This is a genomic window from Thioalbus denitrificans, from assembly GCF_003337735.1.
Classification (GTDB): domain Bacteria; phylum Pseudomonadota; class Gammaproteobacteria; order DSM-26407; family DSM-26407; genus Thioalbus; species Thioalbus denitrificans.
Genome location: NZ_QPJY01000008.1, coordinates 69295 through 91304, shown reverse-complemented (window position 1 = coordinate 91304; position 22010 = coordinate 69295). Strand labels below are relative to the sequence as shown.

General features: G+C 68.6%; 19 protein-coding genes. 10 read left to right on the top strand and 9 right to left on the bottom strand.

The window, feature by feature from the left end; genetic code table 11:
• Positions 1–57 precede the first annotated feature (57 nt).
• Positions 58–1170, bottom strand: a complete 1113-nt coding sequence (locus DFQ59_RS14775) for an FIST signal transduction protein (protein WP_114280489.1) — start codon at positions 1168–1170, stop codon at positions 58–60.
• Between the two features lie 267 nt (positions 1171–1437).
• On the opposite strand from DFQ59_RS14775, the gene yoaA reads away from it, so the two are divergent.
• Together yoaA and tsaB are read left to right on the top strand one after the other, a co-directional pair.
• Entirely contained in the window at positions 1438–3357 is a 1920-nt protein-coding gene (gene yoaA, locus DFQ59_RS14770; RefSeq protein WP_114280488.1) for a DNA repair helicase YoaA, read from the top strand.
• Between the two features lie 104 nt (positions 3358–3461).
• Positions 3462–4145: a tRNA (adenosine(37)-N6)-threonylcarbamoyltransferase complex dimerization subunit type 1 TsaB gene (gene tsaB / locus DFQ59_RS14765; RefSeq protein WP_114280487.1), complete on the top strand. Its 684-nt coding sequence runs from the start codon at positions 3462–3464 to the stop codon at positions 4143–4145.
• Positions 4146–4217: 72 nt separating this feature from the next.
• Here the strand turns inward: tsaB and prfC are convergent, their stop codons facing one another.
• The 3 genes from prfC to DFQ59_RS14750 form a co-directional block, all read right to left on the bottom strand.
• Positions 4218–5798 (bottom strand): peptide chain release factor 3, encoded by a 1581-nt coding sequence (gene prfC / locus DFQ59_RS14760; protein WP_114280486.1) that lies wholly within the window; start codon positions 5796–5798, stop codon positions 4218–4220.
• Between the two features lie 144 nt (positions 5799–5942).
• Positions 5943–6428, bottom strand: a complete 486-nt coding sequence (locus DFQ59_RS14755) for a peptidylprolyl isomerase (RefSeq protein WP_114280485.1) — start codon at positions 6426–6428, stop codon at positions 5943–5945.
• A 136-nt stretch (positions 6429–6564) separates the two neighbouring features.
• Positions 6565–7998, bottom strand: coding sequence for an aminotransferase-like domain-containing protein (locus DFQ59_RS14750; RefSeq protein WP_114280484.1), 1434 nt, complete (start codon positions 7996–7998; stop codon positions 6565–6567).
• A gap of 176 nt (positions 7999–8174) precedes the next feature.
• On the opposite strand from DFQ59_RS14750, the gene DFQ59_RS20085 reads away from it, so the two are divergent.
• The 4 genes from DFQ59_RS20085 (at position 8175) to hisG (ending at position 11514) form a co-directional block, all read left to right on the top strand.
• Positions 8175–8426 carry a DUF1127 domain-containing protein gene (locus DFQ59_RS20085; RefSeq protein WP_211314956.1) on the top strand — a complete coding sequence of 84 codons (252 nt, stop codon included), beginning with the start codon at positions 8175–8177 and terminating at the stop codon, positions 8424–8426.
• 18 nt (positions 8427–8444) lie between these two features.
• On the top strand, positions 8445–9368 hold the full coding sequence (ilvE, locus tag DFQ59_RS14740) for a branched-chain-amino-acid transaminase (RefSeq protein ID WP_114280483.1): 924 nt from the start codon (positions 8445–8447) through the stop codon (positions 9366–9368).
• A gap of 116 nt (positions 9369–9484) precedes the next feature.
• The gene (gene rdgC, locus DFQ59_RS14735; protein ID WP_114280482.1) at positions 9485–10423 is read left to right on the top strand and encodes a recombination-associated protein RdgC; all 939 of its coding nucleotides are present in this window, start codon (positions 9485–9487) and stop codon (positions 10421–10423) included.
• Between the two features lie 218 nt (positions 10424–10641).
• Entirely contained in the window at positions 10642–11514 is an 873-nt protein-coding gene (gene hisG / locus DFQ59_RS14730) for an ATP phosphoribosyltransferase (RefSeq protein WP_114280481.1), read from the top strand.
• 284 nt (positions 11515–11798) lie between these two features.
• Here hisG and DFQ59_RS14725 read toward each other — a convergent pair whose 3' ends face one another.
• The 4 genes from DFQ59_RS14725 to DFQ59_RS14710 all read right to left on the bottom strand — a co-directional run bounded on the left by DFQ59_RS14725 (position 11799) and on the right by DFQ59_RS14710 (position 15134).
• Positions 11799–13709: an ATP-binding cassette domain-containing protein gene (locus DFQ59_RS14725; protein ID WP_114280480.1), complete on the bottom strand. Its 1911-nt coding sequence runs from the start codon at positions 13707–13709 to the stop codon at positions 11799–11801.
• Between the two features lie 34 nt (positions 13710–13743).
• The gene (locus DFQ59_RS14720; RefSeq protein ID WP_114280479.1) at positions 13744–13932 is read right to left on the bottom strand and encodes a CPXCG motif-containing cysteine-rich protein; all 189 of its coding nucleotides are present in this window, start codon (positions 13930–13932) and stop codon (positions 13744–13746) included.
• Between the two features lie 124 nt (positions 13933–14056).
• On the bottom strand, positions 14057–14539 hold the full coding sequence (locus DFQ59_RS14715; protein WP_114280551.1) for a YajQ family cyclic di-GMP-binding protein: 483 nt from the start codon (positions 14537–14539) through the stop codon (positions 14057–14059).
• 106 nt (positions 14540–14645) lie between these two features.
• Positions 14646–15134 carry a rhodanese-like domain-containing protein gene (locus DFQ59_RS14710; protein ID WP_114280478.1) on the bottom strand — a complete coding sequence of 163 codons (489 nt, stop codon included), beginning with the start codon at positions 15132–15134 and terminating at the stop codon, positions 14646–14648.
• Between the two features lie 233 nt (positions 15135–15367).
• Between DFQ59_RS14710 and DFQ59_RS14705 the strand changes: the two genes are divergently transcribed.
• From DFQ59_RS14705 to DFQ59_RS14690, 4 genes are all read left to right on the top strand, one after another.
• Positions 15368–15559 (top strand): hypothetical protein, encoded by a 192-nt coding sequence (locus tag DFQ59_RS14705; RefSeq protein WP_114280477.1) that lies wholly within the window; start codon positions 15368–15370, stop codon positions 15557–15559.
• A gap of 357 nt (positions 15560–15916) precedes the next feature.
• A complete protein-coding gene (locus DFQ59_RS14700) occupies positions 15917–17314 on the top strand; it encodes an OprO/OprP family phosphate-selective porin (RefSeq protein WP_114280476.1) in 1398 nt (465 codons plus the stop codon).
• Positions 17315–17429: 115 nt separating this feature from the next.
• A complete protein-coding gene (locus tag DFQ59_RS14695) occupies positions 17430–18278 on the top strand; it encodes a phosphate/phosphite/phosphonate ABC transporter substrate-binding protein (RefSeq protein ID WP_211314955.1) in 849 nt (282 codons plus the stop codon).
• Positions 18275–21127, top strand: a complete 2853-nt coding sequence (locus DFQ59_RS14690; protein WP_114280474.1) for an EAL domain-containing protein — start codon at positions 18275–18277, stop codon at positions 21125–21127. Before DFQ59_RS14695 ends, DFQ59_RS14690 begins: the two co-directional genes overlap by 4 nt.
• A 91-nt stretch (positions 21128–21218) precedes the next feature.
• Here DFQ59_RS14690 and DFQ59_RS14685 read toward each other — a convergent pair whose 3' ends face one another.
• The gene (locus DFQ59_RS14685) at positions 21219–21521 is read right to left on the bottom strand and encodes a hypothetical protein (protein WP_114280473.1); all 303 of its coding nucleotides are present in this window, start codon (positions 21519–21521) and stop codon (positions 21219–21221) included.
• Between the last annotated feature and the right edge of the window lie 489 nt (positions 21522–22010).

Below are 22010 nucleotides of genomic sequence, written 5' to 3'. Positions count from 1 at the left end.
AGGATGACGGCCGCCCGGCGCGGGGGCCGCCGGTCCCGGAACGGGGGCGTGGCCGGCCTACAGGAACAGGGTGAGCACGCCCGTGTAGCCGTAGAGCCGGTTGTGGAAAATCTCCCCGTTGGCGTAGAAGCCCGCCAGGGGACAATCGCCCAGCCGCTCCCGGACCAGCTTCAGCTCGGCGGAATCCTCGCCGAACAGGTGGCGCCCCCGCCCCAGGCAGGAGATGTAGACGGCGCCGCGCGGCGGGCGGGGGAGGCGCCGCTCCAGATCATCGAGCATGCGCAGCATGTCCTCGCGGGCCGTATTGCCGTCCCGGCGGCAGAACATGATCTCCTGGCCGCTGTGGAGCAGGTCGCCGATGGCCAGCAGCTGGTGGTCGGGGTCCACCCCCACCAGGTTGCGCACCAGGTAGTCGCCGGTGTCGGAACCGTGGATCGGGAACCCGGCGAAGATATAGCCGGCGGCGCGGCGGAGATCGCGGGCCAGTACCTCGCCGATATCCTCATGGAACACCTCCAGCGCCGGCCGGCCGTCGATGGTCACGGCCACGTTGCGCTGCGCCTCGGTGATCACCCGCCTCGGCCCGATGGGGGTGCAGCCCTGGGTGTGGGCGGTGAGCAGTTGCACCTCCGGACCGAACATGACTCCCGAGAGCCCGCCCTGCACCACGTTGTCGGCCAGCTGGGGGAGGGGGCCGCGGGAGGAGCTCAGGCCGCCGGCGAGGAACCCGCCGGGCAGCTCGTCGGCCAGCCGGGTGATGAGCTGGGGCGTGGCGGGGTTCTCCGGGTCGGCATGGACCAGGGCGAAGCTGCCGGGGGTGTCATGCATCCAGCGGCCGTCACGGGCCAGGAACTCGTCGAAGCCGCTGCGGATGCCGTGAAACACCCGGAAGCTGGCCTCCGGCAGCCGCGCCACCATCATCACCATGGCCGGCTCCTCGTAGAACTCCCGCCCGCTGGCGCAGATGCCGAGCCCCACGGTTCCGATCCAGTGGGTGACCGGACTGTCGCGCCGCGCCCGGTGCAGAACCGCCTCGAGGTGCGCGGCGTGGGCGTCGGTGACATAGAGGAACCCGAGGTTGCCCGGCTCCGGGCCCAGCTGCGCCAGGCACTCCCGGCAGGCGGCGAGGGGGTCGCTGTGGGTGGAGGTGGCGAGCGGAAAGGTCTCCATCGGGTTCCCCGGGTATGAAGGGCATGGTTCCGGTCCCGGGCGGGACATAGGCACCGGCACGGCATTGAAGCCACAGGATACGGAAAAGACCGGGCCGGTAAACAGCCCCGCGGGGGAGGGTTTCTCGGCAGCCGGGTGGATTGCCGCTACAATGGCCTCCGTAGCAGGACGCGCCGTGAGCGGTTGAGCGAGGTCCGGCGCGACCCGCGGCCGGTGCCCCCGGCCATTCCTGAGCCTACCGATGCCGTTTCACCAGCCGACGATTGCATGGAAGAGAGACGCCCGCTCGCAGAACTGCTCGGTCCCGACGGCCCCTTCGCCGAGCGGATCGACGGCTACGCCCCGCGTTCCGCCCAGCTGGCCATGGCCGAGGCGGTTGAGCGCACCCTGGACGATTGCGGCCGGCTCATCGTGGAGGCGGGAACCGGAACCGGCAAGACCTTCGCCTACCTGGTGCCGGCGCTGCGTTCCGGGGGCAAGGTCATCATCTCCACCGGCACCAAGGCCCTGCAGGATCAGCTCTACCACCGCGACCTGCCGCTGGTGGCGGAAACCCTGGGGATACCGGCCCGGACCGCGCTGCTGAAAGGGCGCTCCAACTACCTGTGCCGGCATCGCCTGGAGGTCAACGCCGAGAGCGGGCGCTTCCGCAGCCGCGAGATGGCGTTCCGGTTCCAGCGGGTGCGGGAGTGGTCCGCCGCCACCCGCAGCGGGGACATCGCCGAGATCGGCGACATCCCGGAGGACTCCCCGGTCTGGCCCTACGTGACCAGCACCGGCGACAACTGCCTCGGCCAGGAGTGCGCCCACGTGGGGGACTGCTTCCTGATCAGGGCGCGCCGGTCGGCCCAGGAGGCGGACCTGCTGGTCATCAACCACCACCTGTTCTTCGCCGACATGGCCCTGCGCGGCGAGGGCTTCGGCGAGCTGCTGCCCGGCGCCAACGCCGTCATCCTCGACGAGGCCCACCAGCTGCCCGAGGCGGCCTCGGCCTTCTTCGGCCTGGCGGTGAGCGGCCGGCAGCTGCTGGAGCTGGCCCAGGACGCCCTCACCGAGCAGGTGCGCGAGGCCCCGGACATGGCTTCCCTCGCCCGGGCCGCGGAGGGGCTGGAGAAGGCGGCCCGGGATCTGCGCCTGGCCTTCGGGCCGGGAGACCGGCGCGCGGCCTGGAGCGAGGTGGAACGTGACGCGGGGGTCGGTTCCGCCCTCGACGAGCTGCGCAGCCGCCTGGCGGCACTGAACGCGGTGCTGGAGCCCGTCGCCGCGCGCGGCAAGGGGCTGGAGAGCTGCCAGCGCCGGACCCGGGAGCTGGGCGAGGCCATCGACCAGCTGACCGGCGACACCCCGCCCGGGCAGGTGCACTGGTTCGAGACCCGCGGGCGGGGCTTCACCCTGCACCTGACGCCCCTCAACGTGGCCGCCCCCCTGCGCGCCCACATGGATGCGCAGAAATGCGCCTGGGTCTTCACCTCCGCCACCCTGGCGGTCGGCGATTCGTTCCGGCATTTCTCCGCCCGCCTGGGGCTGGAGGATGCGGAGACCCTCCAGCTGCCGAGCCCCTTCGACTACCCCAGCCAGGCGCTCTGGTACGTCCCCCGGGGTCTGCCCCAACCCAACACCCCCGGCTATACCCGGGCGGTGGTGGATGCCGCGCTGCCGGTGCTCGTGGCCAGCCGCGGCCGGGCGTTCCTGCTCTTCACCAGCCATCGCGCCCTGCGGGAGGCGGCGGATCTGCTCGAGGGACGCCTGGACTACCCGTTGCTGGTGCAGGGCACCGCCCCGCGCAGTGAGCTGCTGCGCCGGTTCCGGGAACTGGGCAACGCTGTCCTCCTGGGCACCAGCAGCTTCTGGGAGGGGGTGGATGTGCGCGGGGAGGCGCTCTCCTGCGTCATCATCGACAAGCTGCCCTTTGCCGCACCCAACGACCCGGTGGTGAAGGCGCGCATCGACACCCTGCGCGAGGAGGGGCGCGAACCCTTCATCGAGTTCCAGGTGCCCTCGGCGGTGATCACCCTCAAACAGGGCACCGGCCGGCTCATCCGCGATGTGAGCGATCGCGGGGTGCTGGTGATCTGCGACCCGCGGCTGCTGCGGCGCGGCTACGGCCACGCCTTCCTGGACAGCCTCCCGCCCATGGCCCGCACCCGCGACGTGGCGGACGTGGAGCGGTTCTTCGCGGTGGAGTGACAAGAGAGGACAGGGGACAAGGGTAAATGGATAAGGGATAAGGCGATATATCCTGATCACGCACTCACGCACTCACGCACTCACGCACTCACGCACTCACGCAAATGAAACTGCTTGCCATCGAAACCGCCACCGAAGCCTGTTCCGCCGCCCTCTTTGTCGACGGGGAGGTGGAGGAGCGGTTCCAGGTCGTCCCCCGGGAACACGCCCGGCTGATTCTCACCATGGTCGATGATCTCCTCCTCGATGCGGGCATTGCCGTCGGGGAGCTGGACGGCCTGGCCTTCGGCCGGGGACCGGGCAGCTTCACCGGGGTGCGCATCGCCACGGGGGTGGCGCAGGGCATCGCCTTCGGGGCCGACCTGCCGGTGGTGCCGGTCTCGACCCTCGCCGCCCTGGCCCAGGGCGCGCTGATGGACCTGGGCGCCCCCCGCGTGGCGGTGGCCCTGGATGCCCGGATGGGCGAGGTCTACTGGGGCGCCTACATGACCCGGGGCGACGGCATCATGGTCACGGCCGAAGAGGAGCGGGTGTGCGCACCGGAGGCGGTGCCGCCCCTGCGGGACGGCGTCTGGCTGGGCGTGGGCAGCGGCTGGGGATCCTACGGCGACATTCTGCACCACTGCTGCCGCGAACGTCTGGACGGCATGGTGCCCGATCGTTACCCGGCCGCACGCGACGTGGCCTGGCTGGGGGTGCACGGCCTGCGCAACGGCCGCGCGGTGGCGCCGGAGCGGGCGTTGCCGGTCTACCTGCGCGACAACGTGGCCAAGAAACCCTCGTTATGAGTTGCCAGTAGCCGGTTTCCAGCTGTCAGCAGCCGGCAACCGGCAATCGGCTACCGGCTACCGGCTACTGAATCAGTGTTCCCGGGTGGCCAGGAACTCGATCCCGGGCCAGCGCTCCTCGGTGAGGCTCAGGTTCACCCGCGTCGGCGCCAGGTAGGTGAGGTTGCCGGCGCCGTCCATGGCGAGGTTGTTGTAGGCCTTCTTGCGGAAGTCCTCGAGCATCTTCGCATCGGTGCAGCGGATCCAGCGGGCGGTGTGGACCTCCACGTTCTGGTACACCGCCTCCACCTTGTATTCGCTCTTCAGCCGGCTGGCCACCACATCGAACTGCAGGATGCCCACCGCGCCCAGGATCAGGTCGTTGCTGTTGAGCGGCATGAACAGCTGGGTGGCGCCCTCCTCGGAGAGCTGCTGCAGGCCCTTCTGCAGCTGCTTGCTCTTCAGCGGGTCCCGCAGGCGCACCAGCCGGAACAGCTCCGGCGCGAAGTTGGGGATGCCGGTGAACTGCAGGGACTCGCCCTGGGTGAAGGTATCGCCGATCTGGATGGTGCCGTGGTTGTGCAGGCCGATGATGTCGCCTGGCCAGGCCTCCTCGGTGTGGGTGCGATCCCCCGCCAGGAAGGTGAGCGCGTTGGCGATGGTCACATCCTTGCCGATGCGCACGTGATGAATCTTCATGCCGCGCTCGTAGTGGCCCGAGCAGACCCGCAGGAAGGCGATGCGATCCCGATGGTTGGGATCCATGTTCGCCTGGATCTTGAACACGAAGCCGCTGAAAGTCTCCTCCGCCGGTGCGATGGTGCGCGAAGTGGTCTCCCGCGGCTGGGGTGAGGGGGCCCACTCCACGAAGCCGTCGAGCATCTCGCGCACGCCGAAGTTGCCGAGCGCGGTGCCGCAGAAGACCGGCGTCAGCTCACCGGCGCGGAACGCCTCCAGGTCGAATTCGTGGCTAGCGCCCAGCACCAGCTCCAGCTGCTCGCGCAGTTCCTGGGCGAGGCTGCCCACCGCCTCGTCCAGCGCCGGGTTGTCGAGCCCGTCGATGGTGCGCACGGCCTGGATGGTGTGGCCCTGGCCCGACTGGTAGAGATAGGTGCGATCCTGGTGCAGGTGGTAGATGCCCTTGAACTGCTTGCCCATGCCGATGGGCCAGGTCACCGGGGCGCACTTGATGTTGAGGATCGCCTCGATCTCGTCCAGCAGCTCGATGGGGTCGCGGATGTCGCGGTCGAGCTTGTTGATGAAGCTGACGATGGGCGTGGTGCGCAGCCGGCACACCTCCATCAGCTTGATGGTGCGCGGCTCCACGCCCTTGCTGCCGTCGATGACCATGAGCGCCGCATCCACCGCGGTCAGGGTGCGGTAGGTGTCCTCGGAGAAATCCTCGTGGCCCGGGGTGTCGAGCAGGTTGACCGTGCGCCCGCCATAGGGGAACTGCATCACCGAGGTGGTGATGGAAATCCCGCGCTCCTTCTCCATCTCCATCCAGTCCGAGGCCGCGTGGCGGCCGGACTTGCGGGCCTTGACGGTGCCGGCCATCTGCAGCGCGCCCCCGAACAGGAGCAGCTTCTCGGTGATGGTGGTCTTGCCCGCGTCGGGGTGGGAGATGATGGCGAAGGTGCGCCGTTTGGCAATCTCGTCGGCGAGGTGTGTCATGGTCTGCAGGGGGAGCCCGGTAAAACCGCCAATTATACCCGTAGCGGGCCGGCTTTGGCGAACCGGGCATATCAGGCCGGTGGCGGGGCGGCGGCAGGTACAGCGGCTCCCGGCCGGGACGGCGCCCCGGCCGGGAGCGCCGGATCAATCGCCGAGGACGGTGGCCTTGAGGATCTTCGGCGGGTTGGCCGGGCGGCCGCTGCGCATGTCGGCCAGCTCGGTGGCGGCGATGCGGTCGACCGCCTCGATGCCGGAGACCACCTTGCCGAAGGCCGTGTACTGCCCGTCCAGGTGCCGGCAGTGGTCGCGGGAGAGGCAGACGAAGAACTGGGAGCCGGCGGAGTCGGGGTCCATGGAACGGGCCATGGAGAGCACCCCCTTCTCATGCTGCCGGTCGTTGAACTCGGCCTTCACGTTCCAGCCGGGTCCGCCGGTGCCGTTGCCGATGGGGCAGCCGCCCTGGATCACAAAGCCGGGCAGGATCCGGTGGAAGGTCAGGCCGTCGTAGAAGCCGTCGCGGCTGAGCTTGAGGAAGTTCTCGGCGTGCCCCGGGGCGACGTCGGACCACAGCTCCACCACGATCTCGCCTTCGGAAGTCTCCAGCTTCACCTGCGGATAGCTGTCGCTCATGTCGAAAATACCTATCTGGCTGAATGGATTGTCGCGGGCGCCCCGGACCGCCGGCGGAATGCGTCGACGGAGCCGAACCGGGCACCCGGGAGCGCGGCAGTCTAACACCCCCCTCCGGCATGACCAACCGGATCGGTCAACGGCCGGCCTCCCCGGCCAGGGCGCAGGCCAGCTCGCCGAGGGTGCGCAGGGCGTCCTCCGCCCGGTCGCCCTCGGCGTTGGCGTAGCTCAGGCGGATGAAGTTCCGGTAGCGGCGCTTGGCGGAGAACAGCGGGCCGGGGGCGATGCTGATGCCGTGCTCGAGCGCCTGGCGGTAGAGCAGCAGGGCGTCCACCTGCCGGGGCAGCTCCACCCACAGCACGAAGCCGCCGGTCGGGCAGGTGGCGCGGGTGCCGGCCGGGAAGTGCCGGCCGATGAGGGTCAGCACCCGGTCGCGGCGACGGCGGTAGGCGGCATTGGCCAGGCGCAGGTGGCGGTCGAAGCCGCCGTGCTCGAGAAACTCGGCCACGGCCATCTGCGGCAGGCTGGCGGTGGCCATGCTCGCCACCAGCTTGAGGTGCTTGAGCTTCTCCAGGTAGCGCCCGGGCGCCACCCACCCCACCCGCAATCCCGGCTCCAGGGTCTTGGAGAAGGAGGAGCAGAGCAGCACGCGGCCATCCCGGTCCCAGGACTTCACCGCCCGTGGCCGGGGCGGCTCGAAGGTGATGTCGCCGTAGATGTCATCCTCGATGAGCGGCAGGTCGTGGCGGCGCAGCATCTCCATCAGCTGCTGGCGGGCCGGGTCCGGCATCCGGTAGCCGAGCGGGTTGCTGAAGCTCGGGGTGAGCAGGACGGCCCTGACCGGCCAGGACTCCAGGGCCAGCTCGAGGGCCTCCAGGCTGATGCCCGTCTCCGGGTGGGTGGGGATTTCCAGCGCCTGCATGCCCAGGGACTCGATGGTCTGCAGCGTCGCGTAGAAGGTGGGCGACTCGATGGCGATGACATCCCCGCGCTCGGCCACGGCGCGCAGGCTCAGGGTCAGGGCCTCCTGGCAGCCGGTGGTGATGACGATGTCGTCGGGGCTCAACCGGCAGCCGGCGTCGACCGCGCGGCGGGCAATCTGCAGGCGCAGCTCCGGCAGCCCCGGCGGGGCGGCATAGCTCGAGAGCTTGGCGCCGCCGCGGCGGGCGATGCTCGCCATGGTCCGGTGCAGCTGGGCGATGGCGGGGAACTCCACCATTGGGACCACGGCGCCGAAGTTGACGATGCCGGGCCGATCATTGGCCTGGATGACCTGCATGGCGAGGTCGCTGACCCGGACCTCCGTCGGCTGGGGAAGGGGAGCGGAGATGGCGGGCGGCTGCGGCGGCCGGGCCGGTTCGCTGCGCACGTAGTGGCCGGACTGGGGGCGGGCCTCGAGCAGGTCCCGGTCCTCCAGCAGCGCATAGGCCTCCTGGGCCGTGGCGATGCTCACCCGGAGCTGGCGGCTCAGGCGGCGCAGCGAGGGCAGGCGCTCGCCGGGCCGGTAGACTCCGTCACGGACCTGGTTTTCGATGAAGGTGGCCACCTGCTCATACAGTGTTTCGGACATCGCCCGTCTCCCGACCGGTACAGTTTCCACGTTCCCGGACCATGACAGTCAGGGGGTTGCTCAACTGTAACGGTTCATAAACTTGTTCACTGAATCTGTACTGGTTCCAGTATCGCCCATAAGCTGGACACCGTAAAGAAAACGCCGGGAACGGACAGGGGAAACCGGAGGTGAACATGAACGGAGAACTGGTCAGCAGGTTGCTGGAGGGCGGAACGAAGTCGGGATTCGGTGCGGCCGCTGCCGTCACCCCGTGGGGCCGGCTTGCGGCCTGGATCCGGGCGGGCGTGGAACTGGTGTCCCTGTGGATGTTGCGCAGTCGGGAGCGCCGGGCCCTGGCCCGGCTCGATGAGCGTCTCCTGAAGGACGTGGGCATCAACCCGGCCGACGCCTGGGAGGAGAGCCGCAAATCCTTCTGGAAATCGTGACAGCGAGGCAAGCCGGAGATGAAACAGGAGCTGTGGCTGCGGACGGAATCCCGCAGCGCCGGAAGCAGACGGTTGTGCTGGGTCAACGGGGCGCTGGGCGGCCCGGAGACGGCGGTCGTCTCCGCCTACGACCACGGCCTGCTCTATGGCGACGGGGTGTTCGAGGGGATCCGCTTCTACCACGGGCGCCCATTCCGCCTCGCGGAGCACCTGGAGCGGCTCGAGGCCTCGGCCCGGGCGCTGTGCCTGGAGCTGCCCTACACCCGGGAAGAGCTCGCCGCCGCGGTGGCGGAGCTGGTGACGGCCTCGGGGCTGGGTGACGGCTACCTGCGCCTGCTGGTGACCCGCGGCGAGGGTGCCCTGGGGCTGGACCCCGCCCGTTGCGAGAGGCCCAACGTGCTGATCCTGGCCGATCGGATTTCACTGATGGACGGGCGCGTACAGGAGACCGGGGCGCGGCTGGTCACCGCCACCACCCGCCGACTGCCCCTGGACGGGCTCGATCCGCGCATCAAGTCCCTCAACTACCTCAACCACATCCTGGCGCGGCTGGAGGCGAACAACGCCGGCGCCGACGAGGCGCTGCTGCTGAATGCCGCCGGCCGGGTGGCGGAAGGCTCGGCGGACAACCTGTTCCTGGTGCGCGGGGATCAGCTCCTGACGCCGCGCCCGGAGGACGGCGCCCTGGAGGGGGTGACCCGGGCCGTGGTCATGGCGCTGGGCCGGGAGGCGGGCCTGCGGGTGCGCGAAGCGCCGCTGGCCCTCTACGACGTCTACACCGCCGAGGAGTGCTTCCTGACCGGTACCGCCGCGGAGCTCATCCCCGTGGCCGAAGTGGACGGCCGGCGCCTGCCGGCGGCCCCGGGGCCGGTCTTCCGCCGCCTGCGGGAGGCGTTCCGGGCGCTGGTGGCGCGGGAGTGCGGGGATCCCGGCCCCGCCTGAGGCGGATGACGCCGGGATCGCTCCCCGGGGCGGGCCGGTGCACTGGCAAGAGGGGGCGGGATTGGCCATAATCCCGCCCTCCCATCCACCCCAGGCACGGAGCCTTCACACCCGCCATGTGGTTCAAGAATCTCCAGCTCTACCGGCTTACCACCCCCTTCGCCCTCTCTCCCGAACAGCTCTCCGAGAAACTTGCCGGCCAGGCCTTCCGGCCCTGCGGCAGCCAGGAACCGGCCACCCTCGGCTGGGTGCCGCCGCTGGGCCGCCAGGCCAGCGACCTGGTCCACGCCGCCAACGGCTGCATCCTGCTCTGCGCCCGGCGCGAGGAGCGCCTCCTGCCTTCCACCGTGGTGCGCGAGGCGGTGGAGGAGCGGGCCCTGGAGATCGAGGAGCGCGAAGGGCGCAAGGTGCGCCGCAAGGAGCGCCTCGACATCAAGGACAACGTGGTGCAGGAGCTGATGCCGCGGGCCTTCGTGCGCTCCTCCCTCCACTACGCCTACCTCGACGCGCCCTCGGGCTGGCTGGTGGTGGACGCCGGCAGCGCCAAGCGGGCCGAGGAGCTGGTGAGCCTGCTGCGGGAGTCGGTGGGCACCCTGCCGGCGCGGCTGCCCGCCACGGTGGATGCGCCCAACGCGGTGATGACCCACTGGCTGGCCGGCGAGTCGGCCCCCGCCGGCTTCGAGCTGGAGGACGAGTGCGAGCTGCACGACCCGGACAGCGACGGCGGGGTGGTGCGCTGCAAGCGCCAGGACCTGACCGCCGAGGAGATCCAGGCCCACCTGCGCGCCGGCAAGCGCGCCGTGCGCCTGGCGGTGAGCTGGGAGGATCGCCTCAGCTGCGTGGTGGCCGAGGAACTGGCGGTGAAGCGCCTGCGCTTCCTCGACCTGGTGCAGGAGACCGCGGCCGAAGTGGAGGCCGAGGACGAGGCCGCCCGCATGGACGCCGACTTCAGCATCATGACCCTGGAGCTGCGCCGCTTCATCCCCGCCCTGCTGGCGCTGTTCGGCGGCGAGGACACCGAGGCCTACACCCCCGGTGCGGGCACGGCCGGGTAGGCGGCATTTTTCGATAGACAGGATTTACAGGATTTTTCAGGATTCACAGGATTTCGGATGCAGGCCTTGTCCTGATCGTGGCCGGATGGAGTTTGGGCATGTCGTCGGATACTGAGTCGCCACTGCGGTCGGGCCGGAAAACGAAAGCGTTATCCTGCAAACAGAAATCTGCGTAATCTGCGTAATCTGCGGATAAAAAGGAAAACGGGGGAGGGGGAATGAAGCAGCTCAAGATCGGCATTCCGAAGGGCAGCCTGGAGGAGGCGACGCTGGCGCTGTTCCGGCAGGCGGGCTGGCATATCACGCCGCGCTCGCGCAACTACTTCCCCACGGTGGACGACCCGGAACTGCGCTGCGCCCTGGTGCGGGCCCAGGAGATGGCGCCCTACGTGGAGAACGGCACCCTGGATCTCGGGCTCACCGGGCTGGACTGGATCCTGGAGCACGGTTCGGAGGTGGAGGAGATCTGCTCGCTGGAATACTCCAAGAGCTCGGACCAGCCCTGCCGCTGGGTGCTGGTGGTGCCCAACGACTCCCCCATCCGCTCGGTGGCGGATCTGCAGGGCAGGCGCGTCGCCACCGAGCTGGTGGGCTTCACCCGCCGCTACCTGGCCGAGCGCGGCATCGATGCGAAGGTGGAGTTCTCCTGGGGCGCCACCGAGGCCAAGGCGGTGGAGGGGCTGGTGGACGCGGTGGTGGAGATCACCGAGACCGGCAGCACCATCCGCGCCCACGGCCTGCGCATCGTCTGCGATCTGCTCCATACCCACACCCGCCTCATCGCTAATCGCGAGGCTCTGGCCGACCCCTGGAAGCGGGCCAAGATCGACCAGATCGCCCTGCTGCTGCAGTCCGCCCTCAAGGCCCGCCACAAGGTGGTGCTGAAGATGAACGTCCCCGCTGCGCGCCTCGACGAGCTCATGGGCCTGCTGCCGAGCCTCCATGCCCCCACCGTCAATCCCCTGTTCGACCCCGACTGGGCCGCGGTGGAGACCGTCGTCGACAAGGACCAGGTCCGCGACCTCGTCCCCCGCCTGGCCGCCGCCGGCGCCGAGGGCATCCTGGAGTACGCCCTGCAGAAGATTGTCTGAGGTTTGTTAATAGACAGGATTTACAGGATTCAGATACAAGAAACTGTTTTATCCGCAGATTACGCAGATTACGCAGATTATTTAAAAAGCGGAAAAATGTGAATGAGATGGTAGGCTGAGTTGATGAATCGACTCGCGTGAATAACCCATTTCCCCTTCGCAGCCGAAGGCTAAGCTTTCTTCGGATCTGTTTCTTAAAATAATCTGCGTAATCTGCGTAATCTGCGTAATCTGCGTAATCTGCGGATAAATCCTTTCTGTTTTTACCCTGTCCATTACGACTTTCAGGACCCCTCCAACTCCGCCCGCAGGGCCTCGATCCGTTCGCTGGTCTCCAGCCAGCGGTGCTCGGCCTGTTCCAGGCGGGTGGCGGTTTCGGCCTGGCGCTGGAGCCACTGCTTCAGCTCCTCCTTGCGCCCGGCGTCGTACAGGGCCGGGTCGGCCAGGGCCGCCTCGATCTGCGCCTGTTCCGCCTGCCGGCGCTCCATCTCCTGCTCCAGCTTCTGCAGCTCCCGGGTCAGCGGCTGGAGGCGGGCGCGCTGCTCGGCGGCGGCGCGGCGCTGGGCCTTGCGCGCGGTCGCAGTGTGGTCCCCGGTCGGGGCCCCAGACTCCTCCGCGGCGCCGCCCGCCTCCCGCGCCAGCCAGTCGCGGTAGTCGTCCAGGTCGCCGTCGAAGGGGCGCACGGCGCCGTCCGCCACCAGGTAGAGATCGTCGGTGGTGGTGCGCAGCAGGTGGCGGTCGTGGGAAACCAGCACCACCGCGCCGGCATAGTCCTGCAGCGCCCGGTTCAGCGCATCGCGCATCTCCAGGTCCAGGTGGTTGGTGGGCTCGTCCAGCAGCAGCAGGTTGGGACTCTGCCAGACCAGCAGCGCCAGGACCAGGCGTGCCTTCTCCCCGCCGGAGAAGTGGCCGCAGGGCTCCAGCACCTGGTCGCTCTGGAAGGCGAATCCGCCGAGGAAATTGCGCAGATCCTGCTCGGTGGCGCGGCCGTCGAGGCGCTGCAGGTGGAGCAGGGCGGAGGCCTCCGGGTCGAGCTGCTCCAGCTGGTGCTGGGCGAAGTAGCCGATTTTGAGCCCGTCGCTCCCGGTGCGCTCGCCGCCCAGGGTGGAAATTTCACCGGCCAGCAGCTTGATCAGGGTGGACTTGCCGGCGCCGTTGTGGCCGAGCAGGCCCAGGCGCTGGCCCGGAAGCAGGGTCAGGCGCACATTGTCGATAACGCGGTGGCCGGCGTAGCCGGCGGCGGCCCGGTCCAGCACCAGCAGCGGGTTGGGGAGCCGCTCGGGCTTGCGGAAGGCGAAGCGGAACGGGGAGTCCACGTGGGCCGCCTCGATGATCTCCATGCGCTCCAGCGCCTTGAGGCGACTCTGGGCCTGGCGGGCCTTGGTGGCCTTGGCGCGGAAGCGGTCCACGAAGGCGCGCATGTGGGCCACCTCCCGCTGCTGGCGCTCGTGCAGGGCCTGCTGCTGGGCCAGGCGCTCGGCCCGCTGGCGCTCGAACTCCGAGTAGCCGCCGCGGTAGAGGGTGATGGTGTTGTTCTCCACGTTGGCCACCCGGTCCACCACGTTGTCCAGGAAGTCGCGGTCGTGGGAGATGAGCAGCAGGGTGCCCGGATAGGCCCGCAGCCACTGCTCGAGCCACAGCACCGCGTCCAGGTCCAGGTGGTTGGTGGGCTCGTCCAGCAGCAGCAGGTCCGAGGGGCACATGAGCGCCTGGGCCAGGTTGAGGCGCACGCGCCAGCCGCCGGAGAAGGCGGATACCGGCCGCTCCAGGTCGGCGTCGCTGAAGCCGAGCCCGTGGAGCAGCCGGCCGGCGCGGGCGCGCACGGTGTAGCCGTCCAGGGCCTCCAGTTCGGCGTGGAGGTGGGCGATGCGGGCGCCGTCATGGGCGGTCTCGGCCGCCGCCAGCGCCGCCTCCACCTCCCGCAGCCGGGTGTCGCCGTCGATGGCGTAGTCCAGCGCGCTGCGCGCCAGCGCCGGGGTCTCCTGCGCCACCGAGGCGATACGGGTCTCCTCGGGAACCGCCACGCTGCCCTGGTCGGGATGCAGCTCCCCGCGCAGGAGCTGGAACAGGCTCGACTTGCCGGTGCCGTTGCGGCCCACCACCCCCACTTTCCAGCCGGGGTGGAGGGTCAGGGAGACCCCTTCGAACAGGAGTTTGCGGCCCCGCTGCAGGGCCAGGTCATTGAGGCTGATCATGGCGGCGGATTCTACCAGCCCCGCCGGCCGCCAGTCAGTCCGCTTCGGCCTCGAAGCCGAGCAGTTCGCCCCCGGCGGCGCTGCAGCGGATGCGAATGGGCCGGCAGCACACCTCGCAGTCCTCCACGTACTCCTGCTCCGGCACGCTCAGATCCACCAGGGTGGAGATGGCGGCCCAGCAGTGGGGGCAGGTGAAGGCGTGCTCGATGAGGAGGTCGGACATGGGAGGCGGTGTGTTTCCAAGTATGCGCAGCGCATCCGGCGAAGTGCGCCGGTCATTAACCCCGTCAATCCTGACAATCTGCGGTTTGAATTTCCTTCATCTGCCCTGCACGGGGTCGGTGGCTTCAGTCGCGGAAGTTGGTGAACTGCAGGGGCAGGTCGTAGCCGGCCTGGCGGATTTCGGCCATGACCGCCTGCAGGTCGTCGCGCTTCTTGCCGGTGATGCGCACCTGCTCGCCCTGGACCGCGGCCTGGACCTTGAGCTTGCTGTCCTTGACCCGCTTGACGATCTTCTTGGCCAGCTCCTTGTCGATGCCCTGGCGGGCGGTGATCACCTGCCGCGCCTCCCTGCCCACGGTGCTGGTCTCGCCCACGTCGAGGCAGCCGGTGTCGATGTCGCGCTTGGCCATGCGGGTTATGAGGATGTCGCGGATCTGGTCCACCTGGAACTCCGACTCGGCGGTGAGGGTGAGGACGTTCTCGCTCTGCTCCACCCGGGCGTTGCTGCCCTTGAAGTCGAAGCGGTTGCCCACCTCGCGGTTGGTCTGGTCCACCGCGTTGGTGAGCTCGTGGAGATTGACTTCGGATACCACGTCGAAGGAGGGCATGTTGCGGGTGTCCCCTGGCAGCTGAACGGAATAATTCATTCTATCCTGTCGGCGGCGGGGGGGTGAATGGCCGCGGGTCTGCGCGGCGGGGTCTGGTGCCCCCCGTTCAGCTCTGCCAGCGGTGGGTGACCCAGCCCTGGCCCAGCTGCGCCGGGGTCAGGTGCGGGGTGAAGAACGCGTCCGCCTCGTCCTGGGTCAGTTCCCTTTCGCCGCCGTCCTGCAGCGGCTGTTCGTAGTCGTTCCAGCCCCGTACCCCGGTCTTCAGCGAATGCACCCGGCGGTAGCCGAGCACCTGCAGGGTCCAGGCGGCCAGCACGCTGCGGTTGCCCGAACGGCAGATGACCACCACCTCGCGCTCCCGGGAGGCGGCCAGCTCGGGGTGGGTGTCCTCGTAGCCGTATTCGCAGGCGGTTTCCAGGATGCCGCGCGGAACATTGATCGACCCGGGGATGTGGGCGGCGGCGAATTCGTAGGGCTCGCGCACGTCCAGCAGCAGCAGTTGCGGGTTGCGCTGCCGCAGCTCCAGGAGATCCCAGGGAAATACCTCGTTGACCCGGGGCAGGCAGATGTCGAGCAGGTCTTTCAGACGTTTCATGGATTTCATTTCAGTACTTGGCCGTTGTCCGAGAATGACAGCACCGAAAGTGCCCGGCATTGAAAAGGGTCAATCGGCCCGGTCATGGTTTTGTCACAAAAAAAGCATATAAGTTCATGATGATAAATAAATAATTCTCGCCATATCGACGCTGGCGCGCTATGGTTGTCAATGCGCGACCAGACGACAAGACCGGCCGGGAAGTGCCGGATTGAACCCGATGGAGGACTATCATGGAAGAATATGCAACCGGGCAGTCCACCCTGCCCAGAGAGGACGAGCTGCTGGCGTTCATCGCCGATCTCGAACACCGCCTCGCCTATACCACGCGCCTGAGTCCCATCTACCGCCTGCGCCTGCTCGAGGCGCGCCGGCAGTTGGAGAAGCTGCGCGATGGCGAGGTGAGGATCCCCGCCCACCACTGAGACATCTCCTCGCAGCTGCAGCCGTCCCGGGCGGTATCCCGGCGGCGGGTGCGGCTGCGCAGGGAGGGCGAATCTCCCATCCGGACTCTCCCGCCTGATCCGGCCATGGGGCTGATGCCCCCCTCCTGCCTACCTTCAATCCCTTCCTCACTGCAGCAGCCATGCCCGCCTCGCGCAGCGCCAGGGCGGGGGAAGCCCTTGTGGATGCTTGGATATTTCGTTCCAGACACGGTATCTGGATCACTGAAATTCATGGCGGGAAACGCTAATGTATCTGGAATAAGAATTTATAACGCGGGTCGGTGCGCTCCGGAGAGCCATCACGGCGTGCCGCCCGCCTGATTGACGAGGCCTGTGATGAAACGACGCTCCCTCCGCCCATGGCCGGGACTGGCCCTGCTGGTGGCACTGCTGTTCCCGGGTATCGCCACGGCGGGCAACCAGCAGATGCTCCAGCTCCTCACCATCCTGCGCGACAACGGCACCCTCACCGAGGAACAGTACCAGCAGCTGGTGCTGGCGATGGATGAGGAGGAGCCGGCCGCCGCGCCTTCCGCTCCGTCCTCACCCGGCATCACCACGGCACCCGACATCCAGCTCACCACGGAAGGCGGGGTGGGCGTGCAGACCATGGACGGCCAGTTCGGGATGCGGCTCAAGGGGCGGGTGATGACCGACGCGGCCCTGGTCCAGGACGCGGTGCCCAACGTGAAGAAGGGCGAGGTGAAGGATCGGCTCGGCAGCGCGGCGGAGCTGCGCAGCGTCCGACTGGGCCTGGAGGGGTGGTTCTACGGCGACTGGGAGTACCAGCTGGAGGTGGATTTCGCCGGTGACGACACGAATGTGGGTGATGCCTGGCTCGGCTACAGCGGCTTCGACCGGAGCCGGATCCGCGTCGGCGCCATCAAGGAACCCTTCGGCCTGGAGGAGCAGACCAGCGCCCTGAACACCACCTTCATGGAGCCGGCGCTGCCCGGCGCGCTGGTGCCCGGGCGCAATGTGGGTGTCGCCTACGATACCCACGGAGAGAGCTGGAGCCTGGCCCTGGGCCTGTTCGGCGAGGGGCTGGACGACGGTGACGACAACGACGTGGGCGACGAGGGCTGGGGCGGCGGATTCCGGGCCACCTATGCGCCCATCGCCGGTGCCCGGCGCGCGCTGCACCTGGGTCTGGCGGCGAACTACCGGACCTACGGGGCCAACCCCGATTACGAGGACAGCCGCCTGCGCCTGCGCTCCCGGCCGGAATCCCACGTGGCCGACACCTGGCTGCTGGACACCGACGACGACCTGGTGGCGGTGGACGCGGCCGCCCGCCTGGGGCTGGAGGCGGCGGCCGTGCTCGGCGCCTTCTCCCTCCAGGGGGAGTATCTGCAGGCCAGCGTGACCCGGGGCGACGGCCAGCAGGACCTGCTCTTCGACGGCTACTATGCCTACGCCAGCTGGTTCCTGACCGGCGAGTCGCGCAACTACGACGCCCGCCACGGCGAATTCGACCGCATCCGGCCGCTGCGCAACTTCGGCCGCGGCGGGCCCGGCGCCTGGGAGTTCGGTCTGCGCTACAGTGCGCTGGACCTGGAGGACGGGGATATCGAGGGGGGAGTGGCCCGCAACTTCACCCTGGGCGTGAACTGGTATCTCAATCCGCAGTTGCGGCTGATGGCCAACTATATCTGGGTCGACACGGAGCCCGACGCCTTCGGCAATGACAACGACCCGCGGATTCTCCAGCTGCGCGCCCAGTACGACTTCTGAGGCGCCCGCCGCGATGATGCGAGGCTTGCTTACCGGGCTCTGCCTGGCCGCCGGCGCCCTCCTTTGCGGGGGCACCGCGGCGGCCACCGGCGCGCCCACGGGCGCGGAGCCGGCGGTGCGCACACACACCCTGGTCATCGGCAAGGTCAGCAGCAATCCCCGCAAGCACTACCTGCGCCTGAAACCGATGGTGGATTACGTGGCGGAGCGGATGGGGGACCTCGGCATCACCCGTGGAGAAGTCCTCATGGCGCGGGACAACGCGCAGATGATCCAGTACCTGCGCGAGGGGCGGGTGGACTGGGTCACGGAGACCCTCTACTCGGCGGTGCTCTACGAGCGGGCCGGGGTGGCGGAGTCGATTCTGAGAAAATGGAAAAAGGGCGTTGCCGAGTACCGGACCCTGTTCTTCACCCGCATGGACAGTGACATCCGTACCCCTGCCGATCTGCGCGGACGGCGTCTCGGCCTCGAGGACCCCGGCTCCACCACCGCCTTCTTCGAGCCCCTGATGATTCTCCGGGACGAGGGCCTGGAGGCGGTCCCCCTGTCCGGTCCGCGGGTGGCGCCGCCGCCCGACAAGGTGGGCTATGCGCTGGCCGGAGGTGAAATCAACCTGGCCACCTGGGTCTACAAGGGGCTCGTGGATGCCGCCGCCTACAACGATCTGGACTGGAACAATCCCGACCACACCCCGGAGGCGTTGCGCCGGGAGCTGCGGGTGTTCCATGTCAGCGAGCCGCTGCCCCGGGCCATCGAACTGGTCCGGAGCAGCCTGGACCCGCGGGTCCGGACGCGGCTGATCGAACTGCTGCTGGCGGCGGCGGAGGATCCCGAAGCCCGTTCGGTGCTCTGGTCCTACCAGCGCACCAGCCGCTTCGAGCGCATCGACGGGGAGATGCGCGGGGCGATCAGGGCCTATCACGGCGTGCTGGACGATGACGACGGCGGGGGTGAACCATGAGGGGCGGTCTGTTCCGGCGTTACGCCATCCCGTTCCTGGCCCTCATCGCCGGGGTCGCGGCGGCGATCACCACCGCCCACCTGCTGCTGCTCGGGCAGGCGATGCACAGTGCCAGCCAGTCCAGCGCGGAAGCGCTGGAGAAGGCGCTCTACGCCCAGCTCGAGCAGCGTGGCCGGCTGCTGGCCGGTTTCCTGGCCGATGACCTGGTCAACTCCGTCTACAACTACGACATGGCGACCATCCAGGAGACGCTCGTCACGGTGACCGGGCAGCCCGACGTGGCCCATGCCCTGATCTACGACACCGACGGGCAGATGCTCCATGACGGCCGGCAGGGCATACCCGGCTTTTCCAGGCCCGTCGACTCCCCCCTGGACGACCTCCGCGCCGGGGAGATGCGTCTGCGCCGACTGGCCGAAACCCTGGAGGTGGATGCCCCCATTCTCCTCGGCGAACGTCCGCTGGGCGCGGTGCGGCTGGTTCTCTCCCTGGAGGGAATCCGCGCCGGGATCGACGCCAGCCGTTCCCGCATCGACGCGGTCGCGGATGCGAGCTTCTATCGCGATATCGTGGCGACGGCGCTGATCTCCCTTGTCCTCATGGCCGTGGGCGGGGGGCTCGCCCTGTGGGTCACGCGGCGTCTCGTGCGTCCGATCCGGCAGCTGGCCCAATCGGCCGACCGGGTGGGCAAGGGCGACTACAACATCGAGGTGGACAGCCGGCGGGACGATGAGCTGGGTGACCTGGCGCGCAGTTTCCAGGCGATGGGCCGGAACCTGGCCCACACCACCATCTCCAAGCAGTACCTGGACAACATCATCGGCAGCATGGAGAACGCGCTGCTGGTGAGTACGCCGGAGGGCCGGGTGACGCTGGTGAACCGGGCGCTGTGCGTGCTGCTCGGCCAGGCGGAGAAGGATCTCATCGGCTCGCAGGTTACCGACCTGGCGCCGGAGGTGCCCCCCCAGCGGCTGCTCTCCGAGGGGATCATCAACGGCCTCGAGACCTGGCTGACGAGCCGCGGCGGACGGCCGATTCCGGTCTCCCTGTCCGGTTCGGTGATGCACGAGAACGGTACGGTGAGGGGGCTGGTGCTGGTGGCCCAGGACATCACCGAGCGCAAGCAGGCCGAGGAGCAGTTGCGGCTGGCGTCCAGTGTCTTCGCGAATACCAGCGAGGGCATTGTGATCATCGACGAACGGGGCGTGATCCGGATGGTGAACGGCGCCTTCGCCCAGCTCGTCGGCCGCAGTCCCGCCCAGCTCAACGACAAGGTGTTCGGGGAGTTCCTCGTGGACGCCATCGGCGGGAGAGAGGATCCCGTCGGGGAGATCGTCGAAGCGGTCGTGCGCAAGGGGCAATGGGAGGGTGAAATCAGCGTGCAGCGGGGTGACGGTACCCGCGCACCCCAGTGGCTGACCGTCAGCGCGGTACGCGATGATGCGGGCGCACTGAGCCAGTGCGCCTGCATCCTGCTGGATCTCACCGAACTGCGGGACGCCGAGGAGCGGGTCAGGCACCTGGCCTATTTCGACACCATCACCGGCCTTCCCAACCGCACGCTGTTTCAGGACCGGCTGGAGCACGCCCTGGCCCATGCCAACCGGGAGGGCCACCGCCTGGCGGTCCTGTTCCTCGACCTGGACCGCTTCAAGTCGGTCAACGACACGCTCGGCCACGCCATGGGCGATCAGCTGCTTGCGGCGGTGGCGCGGGGGTTGTCGCGCTCGCTGCGGGCGGAGGATACCGTCGCCCGGCTCGGCGGCGACGAGTTCGCGGTCATCGTCGACAACATCGCCCAGGCGGAGGACGTCGCCCAGGTGGCCGCCAAGGTGATGGAGATATTCGGCCGCCCCTTCCAGGTGACCGGCCACGACCTGTTCACCAGCGCCAGCATCGGCATCAGCGTCTACCCGGACGATGCCCGGGATGGCGAGGGCCTGCTGCGCAACGCGGACACCGCCATGTACCGGGCCAAGGAGCGGGGCCGGAACAGCTACCAGTTCTTCACCTCGGACATGAACGCCCGCGCCCTCGAGCACATGGCGCTCGAGCACGGCATGCGCCGGGCGCTGGAACGCGACGAGTTCCGCCTCGCCTACCAGCCCATCGTGGACCTGGAGACCCGGGAACCGGTGGGCATGGAGGCGCTGGTGCGCTGGACCCATCCGCAGCTCGGCGAGGTGCCGCCGGGACGCTTCATCCCGGTGGCCGAGGACTGTGGCCTCATCGGCCGGCTGGGCGAGTGGGTGCTGACCGAGGCCTGTCGCCAGCTCTCCGCCTGGCGCCGGGAGGGCATCACCGTGCAACGCCTGGCGGTGAACATCTCCTCCCGCCAGTTCTATGATCCGCAGCTGGTGGACCGCATCCAGGATATCCTCGCGAGCAGCGGCATCGCCCCGACCGATCTCAGCCTGGAACTGACCGAGCGGACCCTCATCGACGACGTGGAGGGCAGCACCGGGATTCTCACCCGGCTCCATGAGCTGGGCCTGGAGATCGCGCTGGACGATTTCGGCACCGGCTACTCCGCCCTGGGCTTCCTCAAGCGGTTTCCGATCCAGTTGCTGAAGGTGGATGCGAGCTTCGTCAACGATATCGCCCTGGACGATGACGATGCGGCGCTCGTGGAGGGTATCGTCACCCTCGCACACAACCTGGGCCTGAAGGTGGTGGCGGAGGGGGTGGAGAACCTGGACCAGGTTCACCTGCTCGCCGGCTACGGCTGCGACTACGCCCAGGGTTACTTCTTCGCCCGGCCCCTGAGCGCGCAGCAGATGACCGACGTGCTGCTGCAGGGCCAGGGGTTGTCCGCGCGGAAGTTCAACCGCGACCGGGCCGGGACCTGACCGGTGGTGGCGATGGCTTCCCGCCGGCCGCGCCGGGCGGCACCCGGGGTGGGGTGGTCCCGGGCGGGATTGCGGACGGGCGGGGAGAGCGCTACGACTCGTCGGTGGGGGACGCCTGCCTGTCGCTCTTCCGCGAGCGGCGCTTTGCATTCGGCGACGGCTGAGAACGGTTGAGCCGGGAGCGCAGGGTCGGGCGCAGGTCACGGCGCCACACCGGGAAGGCGAGAATTACCGCCGCCACGACCGCCTTGGCCAGGTCCCGGTAGATGGGGACGGTCCGTGCGGTGGCATCCATGGAGGCGGCGATCTTCTCGCCCAGGTCGCCGATCCAGTCGCCCAGGAAGATCAGCACCAGAAAGGCAAGCACCGCCTTGACCAACAACTCCTTTCCCATCTGCCCATCCTCCGCTGCCCGGAACGGTTTCCGATTCGGTAGATTTCATCCAGCCCAGGGGCCGAGTATCCCAGTTCATGGGCTCCACGCAAAGACCAGTGCCGTGTCTCACGCCGGGAGGCGCCTTGAGCGGATCACCGGGCGGTCAGGTGCAAAGGGCGCTTGCGCAGGAATGGCAGGCCTCCTTTCACGCGAGCGCGCCGCCCTTGGCCGGCCATCGGCGTGTAATCCATTTCCTACAGGGTACAGCTTCGATCGCCTAATGACGTTATAGGGCGGCTTGGCTATTGTTGCGATCAAGGACAGCACTGCGGTTCATCGCGGTGACCCACGGGCAGGAGGCCCGGGGTGGCACAAGGATGCGCCTGCGACTCACCCGGGCCGGGCTGGCAGTGCCCACTGCCAGCCCGGCCCGGGTGGTCGTCTGGTTCTGCAGCCGTCATCCAACAATTCAAACATAAGAACAAGGCCGCCTATGGACACCTCCTC